The sequence below is a fragment of the Streptomyces sp. SL06 genome (genome assembly GCF_058244745.1).
In genome coordinates, this window is the sequence record NZ_JBSYOT010000002.1 from 3720728 (window position 1) to 3745232 (window position 24505).

21 protein-coding genes, 3 tRNA genes and 1 pseudogene are annotated in these 24505 nt (G+C 69.1%); 10 read left to right on the forward strand and 15 right to left on the reverse strand.

Annotation, left to right across the window (positions count from 1 at the left end; translation table 11 throughout):
- Window positions 1–154: 154 nt before the first annotated feature.
- Window positions 155–1594, forward strand: a complete 1440-nt coding sequence (locus AC4IHM_RS16960; protein WP_490867874.1) for a S1C family serine protease — start codon at window positions 155–157, stop codon at window positions 1592–1594.
- A 113-nt stretch (window positions 1595–1707) separates the two neighbouring features.
- Here the strand turns inward: AC4IHM_RS16960 and AC4IHM_RS16965 are convergent, their stop codons facing one another.
- From AC4IHM_RS16965 to AC4IHM_RS17000, 8 genes are all read right to left on the reverse strand, one after another.
- Entirely contained in the window at window positions 1708–2511 is an 804-nt protein-coding gene (locus AC4IHM_RS16965; protein ID WP_490867875.1) for a protein kinase family protein, read from the reverse strand.
- Between the two features lie 7 nt (window positions 2512–2518).
- Entirely contained in the window at window positions 2519–3466 is a 948-nt protein-coding gene (locus AC4IHM_RS16970; protein ID WP_490867876.1) for a radical SAM/SPASM domain-containing protein, read from the reverse strand.
- A gap of 70 nt (window positions 3467–3536) precedes the next feature.
- Window positions 3537–4004, reverse strand: coding sequence for a hypothetical protein (locus AC4IHM_RS16975; protein WP_490867877.1), 468 nt, complete (start codon window positions 4002–4004; stop codon window positions 3537–3539).
- A complete protein-coding gene (locus AC4IHM_RS16980) occupies window positions 3965–4228 on the reverse strand; it encodes a hypothetical protein (protein ID WP_490867878.1) in 264 nt (87 codons plus the stop codon). Before AC4IHM_RS16980 ends, AC4IHM_RS16975 begins: the two co-directional genes overlap by 40 nt.
- Before the next feature lie 724 nt (window positions 4229–4952).
- The gene (locus AC4IHM_RS16985) at window positions 4953–5393 is read right to left on the reverse strand and encodes a hypothetical protein (protein ID WP_490867879.1); all 441 of its coding nucleotides are present in this window, start codon (window positions 5391–5393) and stop codon (window positions 4953–4955) included.
- Between the two features lie 55 nt (window positions 5394–5448).
- Entirely contained in the window at window positions 5449–6678 is a 1230-nt protein-coding gene (locus tag AC4IHM_RS16990; protein ID WP_490867880.1) for a helix-turn-helix domain-containing protein, read from the reverse strand.
- A 185-nt stretch (window positions 6679–6863) separates the two neighbouring features.
- A complete protein-coding gene (locus AC4IHM_RS16995) occupies window positions 6864–7418 on the reverse strand; it encodes a hypothetical protein (protein WP_490867881.1) in 555 nt (184 codons plus the stop codon).
- Window positions 7419–7423: 5 nt separating this feature from the next.
- Window positions 7424–8245: a TIR domain-containing protein gene (locus AC4IHM_RS17000; protein ID WP_490867882.1), complete on the reverse strand. Its 822-nt coding sequence runs from the start codon at window positions 8243–8245 to the stop codon at window positions 7424–7426.
- A 258-nt stretch (window positions 8246–8503) separates the two neighbouring features.
- Between AC4IHM_RS17000 and AC4IHM_RS17005 the strand changes: the two genes are divergently transcribed.
- A tRNA-Ser gene (locus AC4IHM_RS17005) sits at window positions 8504–8588 on the forward strand.
- 547 nt (window positions 8589–9135) lie between these two features.
- On the opposite strand, the gene AC4IHM_RS17010 is transcribed toward AC4IHM_RS17005, so the two are convergent.
- The 3 genes from AC4IHM_RS17010 to AC4IHM_RS17020 all read right to left on the reverse strand — a co-directional run bounded on the left by AC4IHM_RS17010 (window position 9136) and on the right by AC4IHM_RS17020 (window position 11054).
- Window positions 9136–9546 carry a DUF6924 domain-containing protein gene (locus AC4IHM_RS17010; protein ID WP_490867883.1) on the reverse strand — a complete coding sequence of 137 codons (411 nt, stop codon included), beginning with the start codon at window positions 9544–9546 and terminating at the stop codon, window positions 9136–9138.
- 101 nt (window positions 9547–9647) lie between these two features.
- Window positions 9648–10118, reverse strand: coding sequence for a hypothetical protein (locus tag AC4IHM_RS17015; RefSeq protein WP_490867884.1), 471 nt, complete (start codon window positions 10116–10118; stop codon window positions 9648–9650).
- 63 nt (window positions 10119–10181) lie between these two features.
- Window positions 10182–11054: a bifunctional DNA primase/polymerase gene (locus AC4IHM_RS17020; RefSeq protein ID WP_490867885.1), complete on the reverse strand. Its 873-nt coding sequence runs from the start codon at window positions 11052–11054 to the stop codon at window positions 10182–10184.
- 405 nt (window positions 11055–11459) lie between these two features.
- Between AC4IHM_RS17020 and AC4IHM_RS17025 the strand changes: the two genes are divergently transcribed.
- The 3 genes and pseudogenes from AC4IHM_RS17025 (at window position 11460) to AC4IHM_RS17035 (ending at window position 14564) form a co-directional block, all read left to right on the forward strand.
- Window positions 11460–11786 (forward strand): hypothetical protein, encoded by a 327-nt coding sequence (locus AC4IHM_RS17025; RefSeq protein ID WP_490867886.1) that lies wholly within the window; start codon window positions 11460–11462, stop codon window positions 11784–11786.
- A gap of 366 nt (window positions 11787–12152) precedes the next feature.
- Entirely contained in the window at window positions 12153–12758 is a 606-nt protein-coding gene (locus AC4IHM_RS17030; RefSeq protein WP_490867887.1) for a SigE family RNA polymerase sigma factor, read from the forward strand.
- A 128-nt stretch (window positions 12759–12886) separates the two neighbouring features.
- Window positions 12887–14564, forward strand: a pseudogene (locus AC4IHM_RS17035) (long-chain fatty acid--CoA ligase).
- A gap of 88 nt (window positions 14565–14652) precedes the next feature.
- On the opposite strand, the gene AC4IHM_RS17040 reads toward AC4IHM_RS17035, so the two are convergent.
- Both AC4IHM_RS17040 and AC4IHM_RS17045 read right to left on the reverse strand, forming a co-directional pair.
- Window positions 14653–19425 (reverse strand): hybrid sensor histidine kinase/response regulator, encoded by a 4773-nt coding sequence (locus AC4IHM_RS17040; protein WP_490867888.1) that lies wholly within the window; start codon window positions 19423–19425, stop codon window positions 14653–14655.
- Window positions 19426–19671: 246 nt separating this feature from the next.
- Window positions 19672–20169, reverse strand: a complete 498-nt coding sequence (locus AC4IHM_RS17045; RefSeq protein WP_490870850.1) for an SSI family serine proteinase inhibitor — start codon at window positions 20167–20169, stop codon at window positions 19672–19674.
- 167 nt (window positions 20170–20336) lie between these two features.
- On the opposite strand from AC4IHM_RS17045, the gene AC4IHM_RS17050 reads away from it, so the two are divergent.
- Together AC4IHM_RS17050 and AC4IHM_RS17055 are read left to right on the forward strand one after the other, a co-directional pair.
- A tRNA-Ser gene (locus AC4IHM_RS17050) sits at window positions 20337–20427 on the forward strand.
- 191 nt (window positions 20428–20618) lie between these two features.
- Window positions 20619–20691, forward strand: a tRNA-Arg gene (locus tag AC4IHM_RS17055).
- Between the two features lie 110 nt (window positions 20692–20801).
- Here the strand turns inward: AC4IHM_RS17055 and AC4IHM_RS17060 are convergent.
- Both AC4IHM_RS17060 and AC4IHM_RS17065 read right to left on the reverse strand, forming a co-directional pair.
- Window positions 20802–21971, reverse strand: a complete 1170-nt coding sequence (locus AC4IHM_RS17060; protein ID WP_490867889.1) for a site-specific integrase — start codon at window positions 21969–21971, stop codon at window positions 20802–20804.
- On the reverse strand, window positions 21971–22513 hold the full coding sequence (locus AC4IHM_RS17065; protein WP_490867890.1) for a helix-turn-helix domain-containing protein: 543 nt from the start codon (window positions 22511–22513) through the stop codon (window positions 21971–21973). The genes AC4IHM_RS17060 and AC4IHM_RS17065 overlap by 1 nt, the downstream gene beginning before the upstream one ends.
- Before the next feature lie 175 nt (window positions 22514–22688).
- On the opposite strand from AC4IHM_RS17065, the gene AC4IHM_RS17070 reads away from it, so the two are divergent.
- The 3 genes from AC4IHM_RS17070 to AC4IHM_RS17080 all read left to right on the forward strand — a co-directional run bounded on the left by AC4IHM_RS17070 (window position 22689) and on the right by AC4IHM_RS17080 (window position 24500).
- Window positions 22689–22895 (forward strand): helix-turn-helix domain-containing protein, encoded by a 207-nt coding sequence (locus AC4IHM_RS17070; protein WP_490867891.1) that lies wholly within the window; start codon window positions 22689–22691, stop codon window positions 22893–22895.
- A complete protein-coding gene (locus AC4IHM_RS17075; RefSeq protein ID WP_490867892.1) occupies window positions 22892–23131 on the forward strand; it encodes a MerR family transcriptional regulator in 240 nt (79 codons plus the stop codon). The genes AC4IHM_RS17070 and AC4IHM_RS17075 overlap by 4 nt, the downstream gene beginning before the upstream one ends.
- Before the next feature lie 196 nt (window positions 23132–23327).
- Window positions 23328–24500: a bifunctional DNA primase/polymerase gene (locus AC4IHM_RS17080; RefSeq protein WP_490867893.1), complete on the forward strand. Its 1173-nt coding sequence runs from the start codon at window positions 23328–23330 to the stop codon at window positions 24498–24500.
- Window positions 24501–24505 lie beyond the last annotated feature (5 nt).

The following is a 24505-nucleotide window of genomic DNA, read 5'->3' on the forward strand; positions in this document are numbered from 1 at the left end:
ACCGCTTATGGTGCTCTGACGGCCTGTGGGAAAAGCTGATGGCATACGAATACACCTGTACATCCGCATCGCGCCGGACCGTGGAGCAGCGCGTGAGCGCGGCTGAGCGCGATCAGGGTGACCGACAGTCAGCCGTGGAACGAGGAGAGAAGCTGTGAGCACCGAGAACGAGGGCACCGCGGTACCCCCGGCCCCGTCCGCACCTCCAGTACCGGTGGATGCTCCCGCAGTACCGGTGGACGCTCCCGCCGTCCCCGCCCCGCACCAGGGCGCTGTCCAGGACCCGACGGCGGGTCAGGACCCGGCCGCGGCCCAGGGACACCCGGCCCCCGACGCCTCCTGGCCCCCGCCCCCGCCGCCCGGCACTCCGTCGTACGGCACTCCGTCGTACGGCGGTCAGGGCGGCGGCCAGGGAGGCGGTGACGGCTCGGGCGGCGGCTGGGGGGCGTCGTACCAGCCGCCCGCGCCGAAGGCGGGCCGCGGGCGTGGCGGCCTGGTCGCCGGGGTGCTGATCGCCGCGCTGGTCGCGGGCGGTCTGGGCGGCGGCCTCGGCTACACCCTGGCCAAGAACAACGACGAGACCGGCTCCACCACGCTCTCCGCCTCGGACACCGGCGGCTCCGTCAAGCGCGACGCGGGCACGGTCGCCGGCGTGGCCGCCAGGGCGCTGCCCAGCACGGTCACCATCCAGGCCGAGGGAAGCAACGGCGAGGGCGGCACCGGCACCGGGTTCGTCTTCGACAAGCAGGGCCACATCGTCACCAACAACCACGTGGTGGCCGAGGCGGTCGACGGCGGCAAGCTCAGCGCGACCTTCCCCGACGGCAAGAAGTACGCCGCCCAAGTGGTCGGCCACGCCCAGGGCTACGACGTGGCGGTCATCAAGCTGGAGAACGCCCCGTCGGACCTCGACCCGCTGACCCTCGGCGACTCGGACAAGGTGGCCGTCGGCGACTCGACGATCGCCATCGGCGCCCCCTTCGGCCTGTCCAACACGGTGACCACGGGCATCATCAGCGCCAAGAACCGCCCCGTGGCCTCCAGTGACGGCAGCGCCGACAGCAAGGCGTCCTACATGAGCGCCCTGCAGACCGACGCGTCGATCAACCCGGGCAACTCCGGCGGCCCGCTGCTGGACGCGCAGGGCAACGTCATCGGAATCAACTCCGCGATCCAGTCCACGAGCAACGGCGGCTTCGGCACCGGCCAGTCCGGCTCCATCGGCCTGGGCTTCGCCATCCCCGTCAACCAGGCCAAGTTCGTCGCCCAGCAGCTGATCAAGAACGGCAAGCCGGTGTACGCGAAGATCGGCGCCTCCGTCTCCCTGGAGGAGACGACCAACGGCGCCAAGCTCACCGAGCAGGGCGTCGGCGGCTCCGACCCGGTCGAAAAGGGCGGCCCGGCCGCCGACGCGGGCCTCAAGCCCGGCGATGTCATCACCAAGCTCGACGACCGCGTGATCGACAGCGGCCCGACCCTGATCGGCGAGATCTGGACCCACAAGCCCGGCGACAAGGTCACGGTCACCTACGAACGCGGCGGCAAGCAGCACACGGCCGAACTGACCCTCGGCTCCAAGGTCGGCGACGACTGATCCGTCTCCACCTCACCACCGGGAGCCGACCCGGTGGTGAGGTGCGTTGTACGGGCGGAGTGCGGAGTGCCGGCGCGTCGTTGTCCCGGCTGAGGGTGGTCCGGTCCTGTGTGCTACTCCGTCGTGACTCCTCTGTGCTCGGTCCACGCCTGGCACGCGTCGACCATGGCTTTCAGCCAGTCCACGTCGGGCTTCCGGCCGACAGCGGCCCGGTACATCCGCAGGTTGGCGGCGGCGAAGGCATCGACCGCATGAGGGGCCGCCTCATGCCATGAGGGCAACCGCTCCGCCCACTTCTCGGCATTGCCCGGGGTGTGCTCGGCCGCAATGAGCTGGACGACCAGGAGGGCAGGGTCGATGAACCCCGCGCCTCGGGTCGGCCACGCCCAATCGACAGCCCACACGCGCCGCTTCTGCACAAGGAAGTTGCTCGGATTGATGTCCGTGTAGAGAAGCGAGTCGCCCCGGAACAGCTCGGCCTCCGAGCTGTCCGAAGTGAAACGGTCCCATCGCGTCTCGGCCCAGTCCTGGGCGATCTGCGGCAGGGACAGACGACCGATCTCGCCGATCGCGTCGACCACCAGGGCAAGGTCAGGCGAGTCCGGCGCGAAGTCGGCCGACCGGCCGTCGACCACATCGAAACCCAGGACCAACCAGTCTTCGGTCTCCACATCCCACAGCAGCGGCGGGGAGATGCGCCCGAGGTACCCGTTGATCAGCCTTTCCCTGATGAGGGACTCCCGTCGGCCGCCCGGCCGGTTGCGCATCGCCTTGACGAAGAACGGTCCTCTGGCGCAGTCGACCACGGCCGTCAGGTCCGAGCCGAAGCCGCGCTCGGTCCGGCGGATCGCGGCCACGGAGCCCGTGTGCTCCTGGATCAAGGGGAGGATCGCGGATTCGGGGAGATCGGTGTCCATGTTCCGTTCAGTTCCTCGGGGTGCACTCACTTCCGGGTGTCCCCGGAGAGCACTCGTCGTCGGTGTCGGGGGTACAGGATCGGGAGTCGTCGTTGTCCGGCCCGCAGGGGCTGTCCGGGCCGCAGCCGCGGGAGCCGTCGACGTTGCGCGCCGCTCGAATGGTCGCGTTGGCCTGGGCGATCTCGGGGCCGCCGAGAATAGCGCTCAGGGGCGAATCCTGGACGTTCCCGACGCTCAGCCACGTGGAGAATACGCACGGGGAGACCGAGCCGTTCGGGCCGATGGACGCGCGCCCGTCCCCGCATCGTCCGCAGAGTCCGTCCGTGCACGGCTCTTGCCCGTTCGCCCCGCGCCCGAAGGGCCGAACGTGATCGATGCGAACGTTTCGTACGCCCAGGGCCGCCAGCGCCTGTTTCGTCTCCTCTCCGGTGTCGGAGGGATCAGAGACGATCACAGACACCCGGATCGGGATGTTCCCCGTCACCGCCTTCACGATGTTCGCGCGGGTGCGGGCGTGGCTGTTCCGCCCGGTGACCGCGTTGTGCGCGTCCTCCGGGCCGTAGTACGACGTAGCCAGGCTGACGTTCTCCCGCCGGAGCAGGCTCCACCAGCTCTCGTCCAGGTGGACCATGTTGCTGTACACCTCGACCGCCAGGCCGAGCTTCAACGCGTACTCGATCAGGGCCGGCGCGTCGGGGTGCATGGTGACCTCGCCCCCAGTGAACTGCACCCGAGGGACGCCGGCCGCGACAGCTTCGTCGAGCACGCGCGTCCAATCCGCGGTGGTCATCGAACCGTGTGTTCCGTCCGGGCCGGACTCGTTGTAGCAGTGGCTACAGGCGAGCTGACACTTCCGGGTGAGGTCCAGCCACACCAGACCGAGCGCGCCGGCACACTTGGTGATCGGCGCCTCTCCAACGACAGTCATTCGCTTTCCTCTCGTTTCGGTATTCACGATTCGAGGTGCTGCGTAGTGCGTTCCACTTCAGACGGATCATGCTGGTTCGGTCCGCCAGGAGCGGAATTCAAAGGACGTTGCCGTCCCATAAGTTTTGGAAGATCTTCGAGAGGCCCAGCTCATTGGTGAGCTGATCGGCCTGTGCCTGCGCGGCCACCAATTCCGGATCGATGTACTCCCATTCGCACCGCCCGGGATGGTTCCTGAAGAGCGTGCATCCCGTGCTCAACTCGGTGCGGCGTTTCATGCAGCACTCAAGATCTGCCAGGGCCTGAGCTGGAGACTTGTCTGTCCAGCACAAGAAGACGTCCGAGTCCGGATCGATACGCGAGCCCGTACGGAGGAAGGCCGCGTGAAAGTCGTGAGGGACATCCTCAACCAGGCACTGAAGTTCGGTGTATGGCGTCCATTCGATGGAGGAGTGAGGCGAATGAATCAGTTCCGCTTTTGCTCGAACGGCATTGTCCAGTAGGACCCACGTCGTGCATCGGAAGGTCATCGCATGACCTTCGAGGGGACCTTGGGAAGCTTCCATGCACAGAGCACGGTCACCCGAAACCGGCCTTGAGCCCTCAGATCTTCAGTGAGGGTGGCCACCGGGTTGCTCAAAGGGGTCTTGGTCTGAGCCCGGTTCGACACCTTCAGCTCCTCTGGTGGAGTATGGATCTTGGGCTGGAAGAAAGATTTCGGGATTGCATTCTTCGCATCCACTGCATGACCCGCCTTGCGGTAATTGACAAGCCACTGGCGCTCTTTCATCGGTTGTCTCCCCTCACCAGGTCGGCTTCTCGGAAGCGGTTCCTGGTGAGGGGAGAGACTGGACCTCGTCCATCCGCCACGGGGGAACGACGGACGGACGAGGAGATCTTGGGGCGTTGACGAAGGCCGGCGGCCTTCCGGTGCAGACACTGAGCAGTTGTCCCGACCTCTGCGCCGGGAGACCACGAGCGCCGCGGGGGCGGGGGTCATTGAAGTACGCGCCACCTGTGGGGCCGCCTGTGCCGACCCGTTCTTGCCGAGCGGTGGGGCGGGCATCCGGAGGGGACGGAGGGAGGCGCGGGTGCCGCTCTGCGGGCAGGCAACGGATACACGCGCAGGCAATACCGGGCGTCGTAGTCCGTCACCGTGAACGTGACCGGCCGACCTGCGGCGAGGGCGCGTAACGCTTGCTCGTACGCTCGGTCACTGCTGGCCAGGGCACGCAACTTGACATCGGGTCGGGCTACTTCTGGCTCTGTCGGGACGAGTGGTGCGCTCTGGAAATACGTGGCTTCCGGGGCTGGGTCCAGCAGCGAGGCGAGACGGAGTGCGGATGCTCGCACCCAGCGGGCGGCCAGGCGCGGGGAGCGCCCGCGATAGGTGGCGAGCAAGATCTCACGGGAGCCGTCGAGGCCGTAGGCGGTCACCTCGCAGCGGAACGCGACGGGGGATCGCCGGAGAGCACGTGCGGAAGCCGGTGGGGCGATCATCAGCACGTCCACGCTCACTGCCTGCGTTCCTGCGCGGCTTGCCTCGCGCCCAGCAGCCGTTCGAACTGGATGTGATAGAGCTCGACCTGCGCGGGGGTGAGGATGAGCATTGCCTCGCAGGAGCCGCCGTCCTCGTAGTGGACAGTCACCGCGAGAGCGGCTTGCTGCGCTCGGTGGTCATACACGGCATCGCGCCGCATGGGCGTGACGTGCGTGGCCGGGACGGGTACCGACCGCAGGGTTGCTCCGTCGGATCTGGCACGCCAGTCCGCGCCCCCGCCGGGTGGGCGTAGCTGGTAGGACGCCGAGTCGTCGCCCGGCAAGGCGACTACGACTCCGATCTGTCCCCCCTTGGCGAGATCAAGGGCGAGGTCGCCAAGGCGGGGATGGAATAGGGTCCCCGCAACCAAATCCGTTCCCTGCACGGGGAGTTGCTTCGAGGTCTGTTCGGCCATGCCCCGAAGCTAGGCGGGTGCGCGGAGCCCAATATGAATCGCAGGAATACGACCCCTACCCGTCGAGGTGGAAGCGGTCCGACATGCGACGAAGCTTCTCACGAGTACTCGCCCGCTCGGCGTACACGATGCTGCGCAGGGTTGACCGGGCGATGGGATGGTTCCGGACGAGTTGGGGGGCGATGACCTCAGCTTTCTCCAGCTCCTTCAATGCCTTGTCGCGGTTCCCGTCCCACAGCCACGCACGTGCCAAATCCATGTGGTGGTGTCCCTGACGGGAGTTGGGAAGGGACTCGATCAGTTCCTTGCCCGTGCGCCGGTTTATCGACAGGGCTTCGCGCTGCTCATGCATCTCCAGGGCGACGCTGATCGCGTGGATCTGCACGTTGCCCGGCGAGAAAGTCAGGCTGTGTCGATCGTAAATCGGGGGGCCGGCGGTCTCCGTCATCCGCTTGGCCGCGTTCCGCGCGTGCTTGATCCGATCCTTGGCTTCGGCCTTACGACCGCCCCGTGCGGCCGAGACGGCTGCGCGCAGTTGCAGTGACCCCCACGCCCGAACAGCCAGCGGTTCACCCCGGTCGTAGTCCTGCTGCACGCTGCGGATCGCCTTGTCCGACAGGGCGATGGAGTCGTCCCAGTCTGCTGTGGCCCACATGTCCCAAACGCGCATCCAGTCAGCGACAGCCGGCATCACCGGGTCGCCCGAGAGCCGTGCGGACCACGCGGCCCGCTCGCAGGACATGGCGATCAGTTCCGGATGCCCGAGGGCGTGGGCGGCGGTGTGAGCGAACTTGCAGCACACCGCGTAGATCGCGAACGCCTCTTCCCGCTCGTGCCCCGTGGCGACTTCTGCCAGGGCACGCGCTTCACGGAACAGGTCGGGCAGCACCTGAATGATCGCCACGTTTGCGGCAGCGTCTCGGAGACGGTGTAGACGCGTGGTCTCCTGCCACAGTTGACCGGCCGGCCGGGGAGTCCCGTCGAAGACGGGAGCGAGGTCGTACCGGCGCAGCTCACGCATGATCGCTGCGGCTGAGACCTGCCACTGATTCTCGGCCGGAGAGCTGCTGTACGGCCGCCCGATCAGGTCGTTCGGGTGTACGTGCAGCTCCGAGGCGATCAGGTTGAGCAGGCCGACACGGTCCAGTTCGATGTGTCCGCGTTCCATCTTGGACACCCAGCCCTGTGTCTTGCCCAGGGCGGCGGCGAGGTCGGCCTGAGTCATGCCGAGGCGGAGCCGTGCGCGGCGTACGCGACGGCCGATCTCTTCGGCTTCTCCCAGCATCAGCGCGCCCCCCTAGGGGTAGGGCGCCGGCGGTCCAGCGGGCGGCGAGGCATCGTGCTCCATCCATCGGGGCTTTTACCCTTGACGGTACCTAGGCCGGGCACCGCGCGTGCAGTACTACTGGTCATGGAGTATCTGATCGTCCCGTGCTGCTCCGGCAAGCGGCATTCGAGCCTGCCCGTGCGTCATTCGTGCTGAATCAGGAATCTTTCGTAGGTGTCCATGATGAAATCTGAAGGATCTTCGCCGCGATCCTTCATATCCAACATCTCCATTAGATCGCGCTTTGTTACGAACAGAATCACCTTCTTGTCGTCGCTGTAGATTGAGTTTCTGCGTCTGTGTGCAGAAGCGTTCGGTTCAACATTGGTGCATAGGATGGCAAGCTGACCCCAATTGTGGCGGAGGTAGTTTGCTGTTTGATCCACTTCCTCCCTTCCGATTCCTGTCCTGCAATAGTTCTTGAACTCGACCGCGATCATTCGTGCCCCGAGGTCATGGCGCAAGATACCCCAATTGCTCGTCAAGTCAGGATATCGATTGGGGAAAACGGCGTCGCGGCGTTCGACTCCAGAATATGTGTGGGCCTGTGGTACTGGTGAAACCAGTGGTGGCACAAAAAGGTAAGCCAGAGTGTTGAGTGCGACTTGCTCGAATGTGCGCCAGCCGGAATCGCCGGCTGGACAAGCATCGAGCTGATTGCGTAGTTGGCCACTCCTTTGGGGGATGCTGCTAGCCACCAATGTCACTGGCCCTCGTCGGTATGCCGGCTGTACTTGAGTGCTAGCTTGGGATGTTTCAGCACCAGGTATTTGAGCTGAACTCCATCAATCACTTGCAACTCAGGGCCCCCAGGGCGAGCGGCTAGATCACGAAGGGTATCAGCGGCAATGGACGTGAGTTGCGCGTTTGTCACAATTATTGAACCGCGCTCGGTGTCTTGCTTCATGACTGCCGCGGCTATGCTATGCAAGCCTGCCACCGACACCCTTCTCCCATCTCGGTATGCTTTGACCTGGACTGCATACTCCTTTTGCGTCGCTGCATCGACTCCTGGCGATCTGGCGAGCAGGTCATATCCCGAATCGCTTGCGGAGGAGGCGTGAGTAACGTCGAACCCTTCACTGTTAAGAAGGTCTCCGACGAGTTTTTCGAAATCCAGGGCTGGCATGCTAATCAGGTTTAGGGAGTGTCCAACTTTGATCCTTCGATCCAGGTCATCGATCGTTACTCCTCTTCCAGTCATGTCGATCACTGGACGGCTTGCCAGCGGTTCAGGAATTGGTCCTGGTCTGAGGAGTACCGGGATAACATCGACCCCTCGTCGATCCAGCGCGTAGCTGACTTCTCGGTCTTGCCAGGCGGAGGGGGATGAGATCAGTACCACGACGGTGTCCGCTGTTTCGATGGAGTCGTTAAGTGTTGCCATCCACTCTGAGCCAGGAACAGTTTCTGCTGGTGTTCGGACTTTGAATCCTCGTTTGGTCAAGTCACTTGCAATTCGGCTGGCTTGATACGAGTCGTTGTGTGCGTAGCTGATGAAAACGGTGTGCGGTAGATCTGTCACCAGTCACCTCTAAATCTGAAGCTGACTCACACAGGCCACTGTAGAACGTCGAGCCATGTCTGGGACTGATCAACTACCACGTGCAAGCAGACTGGACGTGTAACGTGCTAGCGCGGAACCCGCGACCGGATACTGATTGCCGGCGGCGCCCGTGACGGCCGGAACGACGGCCAGTGGACCCCGTGTGGACCAGACTGCCCGCCTCGGCCTTGCGGCCGGTACGCTGTATCCGCTCCGCCCCAGGCGGGACGGGGCAGAGGTGGGTTGCCCGAGCGGCCTAAGGGAACGGTCTTGAAAACCGTCGTGGCGCGAGTCACCGTGGGTTCAAATCCCACACCCACCGCAGGCAGGTCAGCTTGAGTGCTGGTCAGAAGGGGTGTTCCGGTCAGCGGGGCACCCCTTCCGTGCGCATTCCGTCTGTGACCAGTGCGTATGGGGCATCCGTGGGTCAGGATCAGGCGCGGCTTCGCTCGTCGAGCGCGCGAGAAATCAGGTCGGTGGAGCCCTTCTCCCCCTTGGGGAACTTCGCGTAGAAGCGGTACAACACAGCGGTGCCATGGCCGACGCGAGCGGCGACCTCCGCCGGGTCTGCTCCTGACTTGATTCGGTAGGCGGGGCTCGTCGTCGCTGGTAGCCCGGAGCAGATGCACGAGGACGGGTGGGACAGGCCCCGGTCGCATCGCGTCGCGCTTTCGTCGCTGAGTCCGCGGATCTCGTACGACGTTCTGGACAGCCTCTCCGCCCGTACCGGCGTGGGCATCCGCCGCTGGGCGAAGCGGAACAAGGCCGAGGCGCGCTTCGGCCCCGTTGCGGCAGTTCCATCGTTCTCGCAGCTCAGTGCGGAGAACGAGCCCGCACTCGCAAACTGACACCGCCTGGCGGGCAGTGGCTCAGAAGTCTCGGAAGACGCCGTCGTCGTCGACGGCGGCGGCGAATTCCTCGAAGTCCATGTTCGCCTCGAAGAGGTTGTTCTCGATGCCCCACAGTTCGGCTGCCACAACGCGGACACACCGCCCACGCTCACTCCGCAAGTGCACTACGAGGAGCGGCAGTTCAGTCGAGGCGAGAGTCACGGAGTCCGCCAGGACAAGAAGTGGATGACGGTATTCCGCAGGGATCAGGTCCAGGGTCTGGTCGAGCGTCAAGCCCTCGTACCTTTGGTCGTCGACGAGTGCGACATTGGCCAGGAAGCCGTCCCTGCTGGGCGAGTACAGCGCCGCCCGCAGAGTCTCCCAGGCGCCGTCCGATGAGAAGTCGGTGCGCACAACGAGGGCTTCCAAAGCGCAGGGGAACTGGTTCATGCGCGGACGGTACCGGCAAGCCGGTGAACCAATCCGGCCACGGCATTGGGAAGGCGTGCCTGCGCGCGCCGAACACCTGGTCCGACGTTGATCCCCGGTGGCTACAGCTCGTAGTCGCGGGCCAGCGTCGGCCAGTCGAGGTTTTGCAGGGGCGAGTCCGTGGGGTGGGTGTCCGGTAGGCGGGGGGTGGGCTGGAACCAGAGGACGGTCAGGCCCGAGCGGTACGTGACCGGGTCGTTGGCCGGGTTCAGGGCCGTGGAGGAGAAACGGCCGACGCAGGCCACGCGGGGCAGGATCTCGACGGGGCCGTGGGCGCCCGCGTACTGGTCCGGGTACTCGCGGGGCGGCGGGAGCAGATGCACCGGTGTGCTGGGGAACATCCGCTCGGCGGTGCGCAGGAGTGCCTCGATGCGAAGGTCGTTGACGGGGCGGCACGGGTAGTCCGCCGGTATGCCGCCGTATGTCGAGGTGAGGCGCAGTTCGGCCAGGTCGACGCTGCGGCCGGAGGACAGGACGACCCGGGTCAGTGACATGGCCGGCACTTTGGGGGGCGGTTCGGGGCGGTCGTGCATCTGGGGCTTTCGGGGTCGTGCCGAGTGGGGCGGGGAGGGGAGGAGGAATTCAGCGTGTGGCGGTCAGGGGTGGTGGCCCGTCATGCGGGCCGCGGACGCGATCGTCGCCCTGGCCTCGCGTTCGGTCAGGCCCGTGTCCCGTGCCGCCTCCAGCAGGGGGCCCATGAGAGCCGGGCCGATGCCGTCCTCGTAGGCGCGGCAGGCCGCCCAGAACAGGCGGGTGTTGCGCTGGCCCTCGTGGGCGCCGAGGACGAACTGGACGAGTCCACGGCCGTGTCCGTCGGTCGTGGCGGGAGCGGGCCGGTGTGTGCGGGGCGGGGGGATCAGGAGCCGCAGGAGTGCGGGCGGGCAGGCCGCGGGCGCCAGACGGGACGTACCGGGGGCGGTGGTGTAGACGCCGTGGCGGGTGCGTGAGCCGGGGCCGACCAGGTAGCCGCCGGCGCCCCGGATGTCGATGCCGGGGGCCAGGCGGCCGGCCGAGTTGGGGACGACCGTGTCGGGCGGGCCGCTGAGCCAGAGGTGGCGGCCTCCGCTGGGGGTCAGGACGACGACCGTGGGCGGGATCGTGAACAGGTGGCGCAGGGCCAGTTCGCGCAGGGCGGTCGAGGAGTCCGGGTCCGAATTCGTGTCCAGGTCGACGCCGATGAGGTGGTGCGGCGGCAGACCGCAGGCGATGCCGTAGCCGGTGGACCAGGGCGCGGCGGCGAAGAGTTCGCGGATGCGGGTCGGGTCGGTGGAGGCGTCGTGGACACCGTGGCCCAAGCGGCCGCACTCGCCGTGGCAGGTGAACGGTTCCGGCTTCGGGTCGTCGTGGTGGGGCGAGCGCAGGGCCGGGAGCTTCGTCCGGGACAGCGGGATGACCGCCAGTCCGCGTTCCGCGGCTGACAGGGCGTGTGCGAGGGCCGGCGTCGTGGCCTGCCGATCGGTGGTGGCCATGACTCCATGTTCGTACGTACGTTCGAAAAAGGGAAGGGGTGACGCCTGCGACGCGCCGGAGGGGCGGGGCGGGCCGGAAGAAGTGCCGGAACGCTTCACCTCTTGTGGCGCTTGGGGTGGAGCTGTCCGTACTCGCTCCGAACTGAGGCAGAAGTGAAGCAAGGGGGTTTATCGACTTGTCCTCACGCTTGAGGGCGAATCAGGGCTTCCGGGGTGGTTCGCCGGGGTTCGGTGGGCAACTCTGATCACGCGACGTCGTGCACAGCGTCGAGGCGGTCGGCCAACCGCCTTGGCAAAAGCTCCATTTCGGACAGCTTCACGCAGATTCAGGCAGATTCAGGCAGCTTCACGTACTTCTCGCGTTGTCGGCTGGAAGCCGGTGCGCACTTGTTCTGGAGGAACAACATGGCAAGCATCCGTACCGCCCGCGTCGTCGCCGCCGTCGCCGCCCTTCCGCTCGCCGTCGCCCTCTTCGGCGGCACGGCGACGGCGGACAGCGGCGCCCTCGCGAACCGCGGATCGAACGCGACCGCGTCCGAGGCCTTCGCCGGCATCCTCGGCAGCGGCGTCGGCGGGAACAACCACGGCAACGCGGCGACCACGCAGCAGCAGGCGGTCGGCTCGGGGGCCTCGAACCAGAGCAACACCGCGCAGGTCGACGACTCCGCGTTCACGGCGATCAACCAGGGCAACGGCAATGTGGCCGTGAGCTTCTCCCCGCTGTGGTGGTGAGCTGAGAGGACGGCGCGGGCGCGCTCCCGCGCCGTCCTCCGTGGTCTCTTGTGCGGGTGTGCTTCTTGGGGTCGCAAGGCGTCCGGGCGGCGGTACTTCGGTATCGCCGCCCAGGCGTTTCCGCGCACGCCCGCGCCCGCGCCCTCACCCGTGCCCGCCCCCTCGCCCTCGCCGCCCACGCGAGGATTCCGCCGTGCCCCACGGCCCCGCCTCGCGAGGACCCCCAGGGGTCAACCCGCAGTACCTCTCCTCCCCTCGTCCACCTACAGGAGGTGGGGACAGCACCACCCCTACAACCTGAGGCGGACCCGGCTTCGGGACCTGCGGCCGATCCGCCGCACGTCGCCTCGCTCATAGCGTTGGGACATGACCACACCCGTCTGCACCAGCGCTTCGAACGCCGCCACAGCCACGGTCACCACCAGGGGCACAGCAAGGGCCGCAACAAGGGCCACGGCAAGGGCGCAGACCTTCCCGTACCCGTCGTTCTCGTCGTACGTGAAGGCCCGCCAGCCGGTGCTGCTGCGTACCGCCCGGTCGCTCACCGCGAATCCGATGGACGCGGAGGACCTGCTGCAGACCGCGCTGACCAAGACGTACGTGGCCTGGGAGCGCATCGAGGACCACCGCGCGCTCGACGGCTATGTGCGCCGAGCGCTGCTGAACACGCGGACGTCGCAGTGGCGCAAACGCAAGGTCGACGAGTTCGCCTGCGACGAGCTGCCCGAGCCGGAGCCCGCGTACGGCGGCGACGACCCGGCGGAGCGGCAGGCCCTGCGCGACGCGATGTGGCGGGCGATCATGAAGCTCCCCGCCCGGCAGCGGGCGATGGTCGTTCTCAGGTACTACGAGGACCTCAGCGAGGCCCGGACGGCCGAAGTGCTCGGCGTTTCCGTGGGCACGGTGAAGTCGGCGGTGTCCCGGGCGCTCGGCAAGCTCCGCGAAGACCCTGAGCTGGGGATTGTTCAGTAATGTCCGCCTATGGTCGGCCCTGGTGGGTGACCTTGTAGGGCATCGCGCACTGATCGATCACCCGGGACTAGTGACATACCGCGCGGTATGTGCGCAGAATCAGCGCACCCCTTACCGCCGCGTAGGCAATGTCGCCCCGGGAGGACACCGTGCTGAGCACGATGCAGGACGTACCGCTGCTGATTTCGAGGATCCTGACCCACGGGTCGACGATCCACGGCAGCTCGCAGGTGACCACCTGGACCGGTGAGGCCGAGCCGCACCGCCGTTCCTACGCCGAGATCGGCGCCCGCGCCGCCCAGCTGGCGCACGCCCTGCGCGAGGACCTCGCCGTCGCCGACGACGAACGCGTGGCGACCCTCATGTGGAACAACGCCGAGCACGTCGAGGCCTACTTCGCGATCCCCTCCATGGGCGCGGTCCTCCACACCCTCAATCTCCGCCTCCCGCCCGAGCAGCTGACCTGGATCGTGAACCACGCGGCCGACCGGGTCGTGATCGTCAACGGTTCGCTGATCCCCCTGCTCGCCCCGCTGCTGCCGCGCCTCAAGACGGTCGAGCACGTCGTCGTCACCGGCCCGGGTGACCGCTCCGCGCTGGCCGGGGCCGACGTCCAGGTGCACGAGTACGAGGACCTGATCGCCGGGAAGCCGACCGCGTACGACTGGCCCGAGCTGGACGAACGCGCCGCGGCCGCCATGTGCTACACCTCCGGCACCACCGGCGACCCCAAGGGCGTGGTCTACAGCCACCGCTCCATCTACCTGCACTCCATGCAGGTCAACATGGCCCAGTCGATGGGTCTGACCGACGAGGACACCTCACTGGTCGTGGTCCCGCAGTTCCACGTCAACGCCTGGGGCCTGCCGCACGCCACCTTCATGACCGGCGTGAACCTGCTGATGCCGGACCGCTTCCTCCAGCCGGCCCCGCTCGCCGAGATGATCGAGAGCGAGCGGCCCACGCACGCGGCCGCCGTGCCCACCATCTGGCAGGGGCTGCTCGCCGAGCTGACCGCCAGGCCCCGGGACGTTCTCGTTCCTCACTCAGGTCACCATCGGCGGCTCCGCCTGTCCCCCGTCGCTGATGGAGGCGTTCGACGCGCTCGGCATGCGGGTCTGCCACGCCTGGGGCATGACGGAGACGTCCCCGCTCGGCACGGTCGCCCGGCCGCCGGCCCACTCGGTCGGCACACCGGAGGAGTTCGCGTACCGCCTCACCCAGGGCCGTTTCCCGGCCGGGGTCGAGGCCCGCCTCACCGGTCCCGGCGGCGAGCGGCTCCCCTGGGACGGCGAGTCCGCCGGTGAGCTGGAGGTCCGCGGCAACTGGATCGCCGGCGCCTACTACAACGGACCCGCGGCCGAGCCGCTGCGGCCCGCCGACAAGTTCAGCGAGGACGGCTGGCTGAAGACGGGCGACGTCGGCACGATCTCGCCCGACGGCTTCCTCACCCTCACCGACCGTGCCAAGGACGTCATCAAGTCCGGCGGCGAGTGGATCTCCTCCGTCGAGCTGGAGAACGCGCTGATGTCCCATCCGGACGTCGCCGAGGCCGCCGTGGTCGCGGTGCCCGACGACAAGTGGGGCGAGCGTCCGCTGGCCACCGTCGTTCTCAGGGAGGGCGCCTCCACCGACTTCGCCGCCCTGCGCACCTTCCTCGCCGAGGACGGCAAGATCGCCAAGTGGCAGCTCCCGGAGCGCTGGACGGTCATCGAGACGGTGCCGAAGACGAGCGTCGGCAAGTTCGACAAGAAGGTGCTGCGCAGGCAGTACGCCGACGGCGGGCTGGACGTCACCCGGCTCTGACCGGCGTCTGACCGTCCGACCAACGTTCTGACCGGCGCGTTCGTGCCGGCCGTTGCCCGTCGACGGCCGGCACGGTGGCGCCCGTCGGTCAGTTGGTGCCGATCCGCGAGAGCAGCTCGACGATCCGGGTCTGCACCTCTTCGCTGGTCGAACGCTCCGCCAGGAAGAGCACGGTCTCGCCCGAGGCCAGCCGCGGCAGGTCGGCCTGGCCGACGGCGGCGGTGTAGACGACGAGCGGGGTGCGGTTGAGCTGACCGTTCGCGCGCAGCCAGTCGACGATCCCCGCGGACCCCTCCTGGCGCCGCTGCACCTGCATCAGGTCCATCACGACCAGGTTCGGCCGGAACTGCCCCGCCAGCGTCACCGCGTCGGCGTCGCTCGCCGCCCGCGCCACCTGCACCCCACGTCGCTCCAGCGTCGCGGTCAGCGCCAGCGCGATCTCCGCGTGCTCCTCGATCAGCAGGACGCGCGGCGGGTGCTGCTCGCTGTCCCGGGGCGCGAGCGCCTTCAGCAGTACGGCGGGATCGGCACCGTAGGCGGCATCCCGCGAGGCCTGTCCGAGGCCGGCCGTGACCAGCACCGGGACCTCGGCCGCCACGGCGGCCTGCCGCAGCGACTGGAGCGCCGTACGCGTGATCGGCCCGGTCAGCGGGTCCACGAACAGCGCGGCGGGGAACGCCGCGATCTGCGCGTCGACCTCCTCGCGCGAGTGCACGACCACCGGCCGGTAGCCGCGGTCACTGAGCGCCTGCTGGGTGGAGACGTTCGGCGCGGGCCACACCAGCAGCCGACGGGGGTTGTCCAGCGGCTCGGGCGGCAGTTCGTCGTCCATCGGCTGCTGGCGCGGCGGGTCCGCAACCTCCACGGCCCCGCCGGGCCCGTCCAGCGGCTCGGGCCCCTCGGCGGCGTTCTTGTCCGGCGCGCCTATGGCGTACGAGCGTCCGGCGCCCTCGGTGACCGGTGCGGGCCGCGGCTGAGTACCGGCCGGGGGCTGCTCCTGTCCCTGGGGCTGCGGCTGCTTCCTCGGCTGCCCGGCGGCGGGCGGCTGCTCGGTCGCCGGGTGCGGGCGGGCCGCCTGCTCCGGGCGCGTGGAGGCCGGGTCGGGCGGCGTACCCAGCTTGCGGCGCCGGCCGCCGCCGCCCGGCTGATGCGGGGCGGGGGTGGCCGACGGCTGCTGCACCTGGACCGCCTGCCGGTTGAACGGCACACCCTGGCCCAGCGTCCGCACGCTGATCGACCGGCCCTGGGTCGAGTTCGGGTCGGCGGGCGCGGACGCCTCGGCGGGCAGGGGCTGCGCCGCGCGCGGGGCGGGGGTGTTCTCGGGCGGCAGCGGGGTGCCCCGGCTCGGCGTGGTGACCGGAACGCCGGGCGAGGGCGTCGGGGCCGCGGGAGCGGGCGCCGGTACGGGGCCGGTGACGCCGTTGGGCGGTACGGGGGCGCCGGCTCCCTGGGCGTCCGCGGCCGCGGGCCACGGCTGGGGGGAGGGAGCGGGCTGGCCGGTGGCGACAGGGGGAGTGGCGGCGGCGGGCCGGGCCGCCTCGGCGGGTACGGCCTGAGCGGCGGCGTGCTGCGGGGGCAGGGGAGCCGCTGCCTGCATCGGCGGCGCCACCTGCCCGGGGCCGCCCTGCACCGGAACCGGGGCCGCCTCTTCGACCGCCCGGCCCGCCCCGGCCCGGCGGCGACGGCCCGTGGGCGCCTCGGTCGGGTGCGGCTGCGGCGGTGTGTGGTCGTTGGCCTGGTCGTGCGGTACGGCGTCGTGGCGGCCGTTGTCGAGCACGGCGTCACCGGGGACGGCCGGGCCGCCGGGCACCTGGACCTGCGGTTGCGCGGGCGCCTGTCCGGCGGGCGCTCCGGCCGCGGGGGTCCCGGGTACGGGCGCCTGCGCTGTCCCGGGCATGCGGGGAGCCTGCACCTGCGGCTGTCCCGGGACCTGTCCGGCGGGTGCCGTGCCGGGTGCCCCGGCCATGGGCGCTGCGGGTGCCTGCATCTGCGGTTGCACTGGGGCTTGCCCGGTGGGTGCTGCGGTGCCGGGCATGCCGGGTGCGTGTACCTGGGGTTGTCCCGGGACCTGTCCGGTGGGTGCCGTGCCGGGTGCCCCGGCCATGGGCGCTGCGGGTGCCTGCATCTGCGGTTGCACTGGGGCTTGCCCGGTGGGTGCTGCGGTGCCGGGCATGCCGGGAGCCTGCACCTGCGGCTGTCCCGGGACCTGTCCGGCGAGTGCCGCACCGGGTACCCCGGCCGCCGGCACGCCGGGTGCCGGCTGTACGGGGGCCTGCCCGGTGGGTGCGGTGCCGGGTCCCCCGACCTGCCCGACGGGTGCCGCACCGGGCACCCCGGCCCCCGGCGCACCGGCAACCTGTACCTGCGGGGCTCCGGGCGTACCGGGCGCCTGCGCCGTTCCGTCGGCCGGGCGGTCGGCCTCGGCTGGGGGCAGGGCGAAGACCTGACGCGGCGCCGCCTCCTGTGCGGCGGCACGCTCGTTCGCGGAGGCGAGGGCACGGCGACGGCGGCCGGTCGGCCGGGACGCGTCGGCCGGGTCCGCCTCACCGGCCTGCGCGGGCAGTGCCGGGGGCAGCGCGTGCTGCTCACCACCGTCGCGCCGGGCACGCCGGCCGGAGGGCGCGGGCACGCCCTGCGGCGGTACGGTCCCGCCCAGGCCGGTGTTGGAGGCCGCAGCCCCTCCGCCGTGTTCGCCCGCCTTGACGACGGCGCCCTCGGACACCCCGGCGAGCGCTCCCTGATCGGGCACCTCCGCGACGCCGGTGCCCACGGGCTCCGCCGGCCGCCCGCGCCGCCGCCCGGTGCCGCCGGAACCGGCCTCTTCGCCGGGCCCCGCCTGCGCGGGCACCGGAAGTGAGGCGGGCACCTGGGCGGCCTGTTCCTGCCCGGCCTGCTCCTGGGCCTGGGCCGCACGCCGCCTGCGCCGCCCGGTCGGCGCGGCACCCCCGACCTCGGGAGCGGCGGTACCCTCGCCCACCGCGCCCGTGACCTCGCTCTCCAGGAACGCGTCGACGGACGCCCGCCGAGCGCGCCGCCGCCCGCCGCCGGGAGCCTGCTCCCGGACGGCCACGGCGTTGTCCGCGCCCGCGCCACCCGCGGCGCCTTCGACCCGGGCGACCTCGGCGGCGTGACCGACCTGCCCCTGCCCCTGATCCTGGACCTGCGCCGGAACCTGGGCCTGGGCTGCCACGGCCCCCGCCCCACCCCCGATGGGCACCTCGAGCACGTACGCGCTGCCGCTCATACCCGGCACCTCGTGCGTCTGCAGCACGCCACCGTGCGCCCGCACGATCCCGCGCACGATCGGCTCGTGCACCGGGTCTCCCCCGGCGTACGGCCCGCGCACCTCGATGCGTACGACCTCGCCGCGCTGCGCCGCCGCGACCACGACGGTGTTGTCCAGGTACCCGCCGGCCGCCGAGACGGGCGAGTTGCCGGTGGCGTCGACGCCCGCGACATCCGCGACGAGATGGGCGAGCGCGGTGGCCAGCAGCCGGGGGTCGACCTCGGCCTCGATGGGCGGCGCGTGCACGGCGAACTGCACCCGGCCCGGCCCGATCAGCTCCACGGCCCCGTCGACCCCGGCGGCGACGACGGCGTCGAGCATCACCTTCGTACGGACCACGTTCTCGTTGCCGACATCGAGGCGCTGGAAGCCGAGGACGTTGTCGATGAGGGTGGTGATGCGCGAGTAACCGGCCGACAGATGGTGCAGCACCTGGTTGGCCTCGGGCCACAGCTGCCCGGCGTCGTCCGCGGCCAGCGCGGCGAGTTCCTGGCGCAGCTCCTCCAGGGGGCCGCGCAGGGAGTCGCCGAGGAGGGTGAGCAACTGCTCGTGCCGGCCGGCGATCGCGTCGTACCGGTCCTTCTCCCGCTCACCGAGCGCGGCGTAGCGGTCGGCGTCCGCGGCGATCTCCTCCGCGTGCTGCTCCCGCAGCTCCTCCAGCTCGCGCACGTGCTGCTGGCGCAGCGCGGTCAGCTCGGAGGCGTGCTCCTCGGCGAGCCGCTCCAGTTCCCCGGCGTGCCGCTGCTCCGCCTCCTCGTGCTCCTTGACGAGCGCGTCGTAGGGGCGCCGGTCGGTGAAGGTCATCACGGCGCCGACGAGTTGGTCGCCGTCGCGCACGGGCGCGGTCGTCAGGTCGACCGGCACCTGGTCGCCGCTCTTGGAGAACAGCACCTGCCCGCGTACCCGGTGCTTGCGTCCGGAGCGCAGGGTGTCGGCGAGCGGGGACTCGCCGTACGGGAAGGGCGAGCCGTCGGCGCGCGAGTGCAGGACGAGGGTGTGCAGCTCGCGGCCGCCGAGGTCGCTGGCCCGATAGCCCAGGATCTGGGCGGCGGCCGGGTTGACGAGGACGATCCGTCCGTCGGTGTCGGTGCCCACGACGCCCTCGGCCGCGGCCCGCAGGATCATCTCGGTCTGCCGCTGCGAGCGGGCCAGCTCGGCCTCGGTGTCGACGGTGCCGGAGAGGTCGCGGACGACGAGCATCAGCAGTTCGTCGCCGGTGTAGCCGTAGTTGTCGTAGGCCTGCTGGGCGTTCTCCAGATTGGCGCTGGTGACCTCGACGGGGAACTCGGTGCCGTCGGTGCGCCGGGCGGTCATCCGGGTCGGCTTGGTGTGCGCCCGCGGATCGACCTGGTCCGGCCGCCGCATGGAGCCGGGGATGAGCCGCGAGTCGAACTGCGGAAGCAGGTCCAGCAGTCCGCGCCCGACCAGCGCGGTGCCCGGCGTCTCGAACGCCTCCAGCGCGATGGTGTTCGCGTTGACCACGGTGCCGTTGGCGTTGACCAGGACCAACGCGTCGGGCAGCGCGTCCAGTATGGCTGCGAGGCGAGCAGCGCCTCGGGATGGCCTGCTGCTCACGAGACGCTTCCCTCCTGTTACCGCACTTGCCGACCGCCTGGGCCATCTTGCCAATCGGGCCCGCAGCGTGTCACGCGAGGGAGTCTAAGGGCAGGGGCCCGGCGGGCGGGGTGGGATGCGACGGAGGTCGCACGACGAAGTGACGTAGAACGTGTGACCGGTAACCGCCGGGAGGCCACCCCCGGCCGGGAGCACGCCCTCCCCACGCCCCTCACGACCGCGGCCCACGCCCCGCGGCGGCAGGCCCTACGACGGTCCCGGCGCCCCCACCTCGGGCAGCAGCGGCACCATGCGGTCCCAGCGGGAGATCTCGCAGCCGTCGCGGCGGTCGTACGTCACGTCGACGGGGCGGCCGGCCCAGGTGCCCGTGACGCGCGCGGTGGCCGGTCCGCCGTACTGCATGGTGCAGATACTGCCCTCCGGGACCGGCGCGAAGGTGTCCTGGCCCCACCGGGTGCCGCCGTCGACGACGGCACAGGCGCCGTCCGGGTCGGGATGGCTGCCGCCGCCGGGGTGGCAGCGCAGCTCGTAGGTCCCGTCCGCCTGCGCGCCGGCGTCCTGGACGGTGACCGTCAGGTGATCGCCTTCCGGGGTGGCGGCCGGGGTGGGGGTGCCGAACGGGAACCCGCTGTCGTCGTCGGCGGCGGCCGGGTGCGCGGCGGACAGGGTGGCGAGGGCGGCGACGGACAGGGCGGCGGCGCCGAGGAGTCGGGCGGCGGCGGTGACACGGGTGACCTGGAACATGCCCTGCCCAACGCGCGAGCCCGCCGGACGTTGCGCGGCCACGCCGTAATGCTTTGCCCTGCGGCCTGCCCGCCTAGTACCGTGGGCGCCGATTGGTGACAGCGCGCTCAACTGTGTCATCATCGGCACGCGCCACTCGCGCTCGCACGCGAGGGGTGATGTTGTCTGGAGGCGTCGCCTAGTCCGGTCTATGGCGCCGCACTGCTAATGCGGTTTGGGTCTTAAAGCCCATCGAGGGTTCAAATCCCTCCGCCTCCGCACCCACACCGAAGCCCCGGCCCACACAGCCGGGGCTTCGCTGCTGCCGGCACCTCTCGACAGGCGTTCGCGCAGCTCACAAGGGGTGCGGCCAACGGATTTCACATGGCGGCGGCAGTCATGTAATGTTCTTCCTGTCGCCCCGAGCGGCCTGAAAGGGCCAGGAACGGCAGAAAAACAGAAGAAGACAAGCACTCGTAGCTTAACGGATAGAGCATCTGACTACGGATCAGAAGGTTGCAGGTTCGAATCCTGCCGAGTGCACACAGAAATACCAGGTCAGGGCCCTGATTCTCCCAAGTGGAGGTCAGGGCCTTTGCGTTGGCGTCTCACAGAATCTCACACGTCACCGTCCGTGACTGGTTGATTACGGTTCAGCCGAGTAGTTCCATCAGCTTTTCCGAGCCCGCCTTCAGCGACTGCGGGTCCGGGTGGACGTACGTCCGCTTGGTGAAGGACAGGTCGCTGTGCCCGGCCCACGCCGAGACGACCGTGTCCGGCATGCCGTTGTTCGCCATCCACGACAGGCAGGCGTGGCGCGCGTCGTACAGCCGGGTCTGGCGGACCCCGGCGGAGGCCATCAGCTTGTACGCCTCGCGCCGCAGCTTGTCCGTCTTCCAGTCCTTGCCGAGATCGTCGACCACGACACGGCCGGATGCCTGATACCCGTCGCCCGCCTTGAGGCGCTCACGAAGCTGGCGGGTGTGGAAGGCCTTCAGCGCCTGCAGGACGACCAGGGGCAGCGGAAGCCAGCGGTCTCCTGCCACCGACTTGGTGTCCTTCTCGATGACTTTCTCGGCGACCAGGGTGCGGGTGATTTCCACGCGCACGGTGCCGTGCTCCAGGTCGACGTCCATCCAGCGCAGGCCCACCACCTCGGCAGGGCGCAGGTCGATCAGGGACATCAGCATCACCGCGTACAGGCGGGTTCCGGAGCAGGAGGAGAGGAAGGTCTTGACCTCGTCCTCGTCCCAGGGCTTCCTCTCCTTCTTCTTACGGCGGGCCTCCTTGCGGGCAGCGCGGGGGACCTTCACGTACTGGGCGACGTTGCGGGTGAGGACCTGGCGCCGGATGCCGAGCTCCAGCACGGCGCGCAGGCGGCCGAGGGTGAGGTCACAGGTACGGACGCTCAGGCCGGTGCCAGGCTTGCCCCCGATGCGCCGGGCCTCCGTGAGCATCCACGTGATCAGGTCGTCGACCTCGTCCTCGGTGAGTTCCTGGACGGGCTTCTTGCCCAGGCGGACGCGCACGTAGCGCATGGCGTCCTCGTACGGGCGTTTCGTGGCGGCCTCGACGTCCTTGGTCGCCTCCACCAGCCAGGCGTCAACGAGCTCCTCGACGGTCATCTTTGAGGGGGCGACATACGTTCCCTGGGAACGCTGGTGCTTGATGCGGGCGTGCTCGGCCTCGGCCTCTTTCCTAGTGTCCTTGGTGACGGTGAGCTGCTTGCGCTTGCCCGTCTGCGGGTCATTGCCGACGTTTATGACGAAGCGGTAGCGGACCGATCCATTGCCGAGCGTGATCTTCTTGATGGGATCTGCCATCAGTCTTCTTCCTGTTGTTCTCCGAACGGCGCCCAGGCTTGCCACCCTTGGGCTGCGCTGACGGCACCCACCAGCTCGCGGACGGCCTTCTCGTAGGCGTCCACGGCGTGTTGTGGCGCATCCAAGAGGGCACAGAGGTGGCCGAACTGGTTCACCGGGGGTAGCGCTTCCTCCAACACCTCCCGGCCGTGCTCACGGAGCCAGCCGATGGTGCGGAGCTTGACCTGCCCGGACGGAATCGGAGTCGTCGCGGTCGCTGGTTCGGGCTCTTGGGCACCGAGGTCGAGCCGGCTCGGCTCCTTGTCTGCGAGGACCGCCTCCATGCTGCCCACGCTCCACCCCAGAGCTTTTTCAATCTGTGTCAGGCTCTGCGGCCAGCGCAGGCCCTTGGGTACTCGGCCCGTCTCTGCGTTGCGCACGGTACCGACGGAGACTCCAGCCGTGTCCGCGAGTTCCTCCTGCAGCAGCCCTTGCCGCTCGCGTTCCGCACGGATCGCTGCTCCGAGGCGCACCCAGGCTTCAGGGTCCTTGGTCCAGGGCATGCGGTGGTCTCCCTTTGTCGGTGGCGTTGGTGATGTTGTTGGCACCTCCTTATCAAATCTCGCCGTGCACTCTGTGGCGGCCAGCAGTCGAGCGCTAATGTAGCACTAACCTGACACCAAAATCCGTCTCTTGATTTCTTTGCATTAGCGCCTGGTTGGTGATTTCGTTGATGGTGTGAAGACGAACGGACTTGCGATCCGCCGCAAGCGGATCGAGGACGGCATGACCCTGCGCGAGCTGTCCGCCAAGGTGGGCATGGGGATCGATGCCCTGAGCCTCATCGAGCGCGGCAAGCGCCAGCCCCGTCCCGCGACCCTCAAGCGGATAGCCAACGGCCTCGACGTTGCTGTCGGTGCGTTGTTGCTGGAGGCAGGCGAGTGACCGCCCAGCCGACGCTCGCCGAGGTCTGCTCCTGGCCCGCGACTGTCTCGGTGCAGCAGGCCGCCTGCGCACTCGGCTGCGGCAAGAGCAAGCTCTACGACCTCATCGCCCGAGGAGAGGCGCCCGTGCGGACGCTGTCCTTCGACAAGAGGGTGGTCGTCATCACCGCGTCGCTTGTGCAGATCCTCAGCGGCGACGTGGCTCCTACGTCCTCCGGCGAGCTGCTCAGCGCCTGACGCGTTCGCCGACTTCATGAAGGACGCCACGGCGCTGACTGACTATCAGGCCGTCGTCAGCAGGTCGGGCACGCCCCGTCTCGGCTGACGCGAGGAGAACAAGGGCGGCCACCACGCCCCGAAACGCGAAGAGCCGCCCGTTCGCCCCGGGCGGCTCTTCCAAGCAACAACCTCTGAGTGGGAGGTCGTCAACGTAATGACCGCTACGAGCATAGCGGAGTCGACCGTCTGCGACGTGAAGGCAGCGGCCACCAACTACGCCGACCAGTACGGATGGCGCGTCCTGCCCGTCCGTCAGAAGCAGCCGCTGCTGAGCCAGTGGCAGAACCGTGCCTCGGCCGACCTCACGACCATCCTGAGCTGGCCGCAGTGGGACCGGGCCGACGGGTTGGGCCTGGCCACGGGTTTCGACTCCGGGCTCATCGTCCTGGACGTGGATGGCGCCCGGGGCGAGGAGACCGTGGCGACCATGCACCGCAGGGGCCACGGCTTCCCTTCCACCTGGTCTCAAGTCACCGGCCGCGACGGTGGCGGGCGGCACCTATTCTTCCGGGCCGACCGACGCCTACGGTCGCGCTCCTTCAAGACCGAGGGGCTCGACATCCGTGCGGAGGGCGGGTACGTAGTCGCCGCTCCGTCAGCGCACCCCTCCGGTCGCCGGTACACGAGCGTCCCGGACGTGGTCGCCCCGGCCCCGGAATGGCTGCAGGAGATGGCCGGTGAGGCGCCGGAGAGCAACCCGTCGGACCTGTGCCTTCCGAAGCGGGTGCTGGCAGCGCTGAACGCCCCTCAAGGGCAGAGGAACGAGGCCCTGTTCCGGGTGTACCGGTGGGCCCTGTCGGTCGGCATGGTGGACATGGAGATCGCCAGGTTGGTCATGGCTCACCCGCTGGCCAGCAAGGTTCGGAGCAAGTCGGATCCGCTGGGGTGGCTGCTGGACGACATCCAGCGTTACCGGCTGCAGCACGTCGAGTCGCTCGGGTTCTCCCCGGTGGAGCACATCGAGGCGACCCAGGCGTACGTGGCCACCCTGCCCTCCTCTCCGAGGAAGGTCATCTCCTGCGTCCAGAACCTGGCCGTGGTCCGGAGGAACAAGCAGGTCACCGTCTCCCGTGGAGAGCCGGCCATCCTGGCCTCGGTGAGCAAAGGCACGATCACCAACTCCCTGACCAGGCTGATCGAGGGTAGGGGTCAAGAAGACTTCCGGCACCCTGGCCAACACCTACCTCCTGCGGATCCCCCCGCAGGTCATCAGGGGGTTGGACGGGGAGGTCATTGGTGGCCATTCGCTGACCGCCACCAGCCCCACAACAGACTCTGTGTTTGGTGGGGGTCAGAAGATGGCCGCCTTGACACCCGACCGGGTTGACCCCT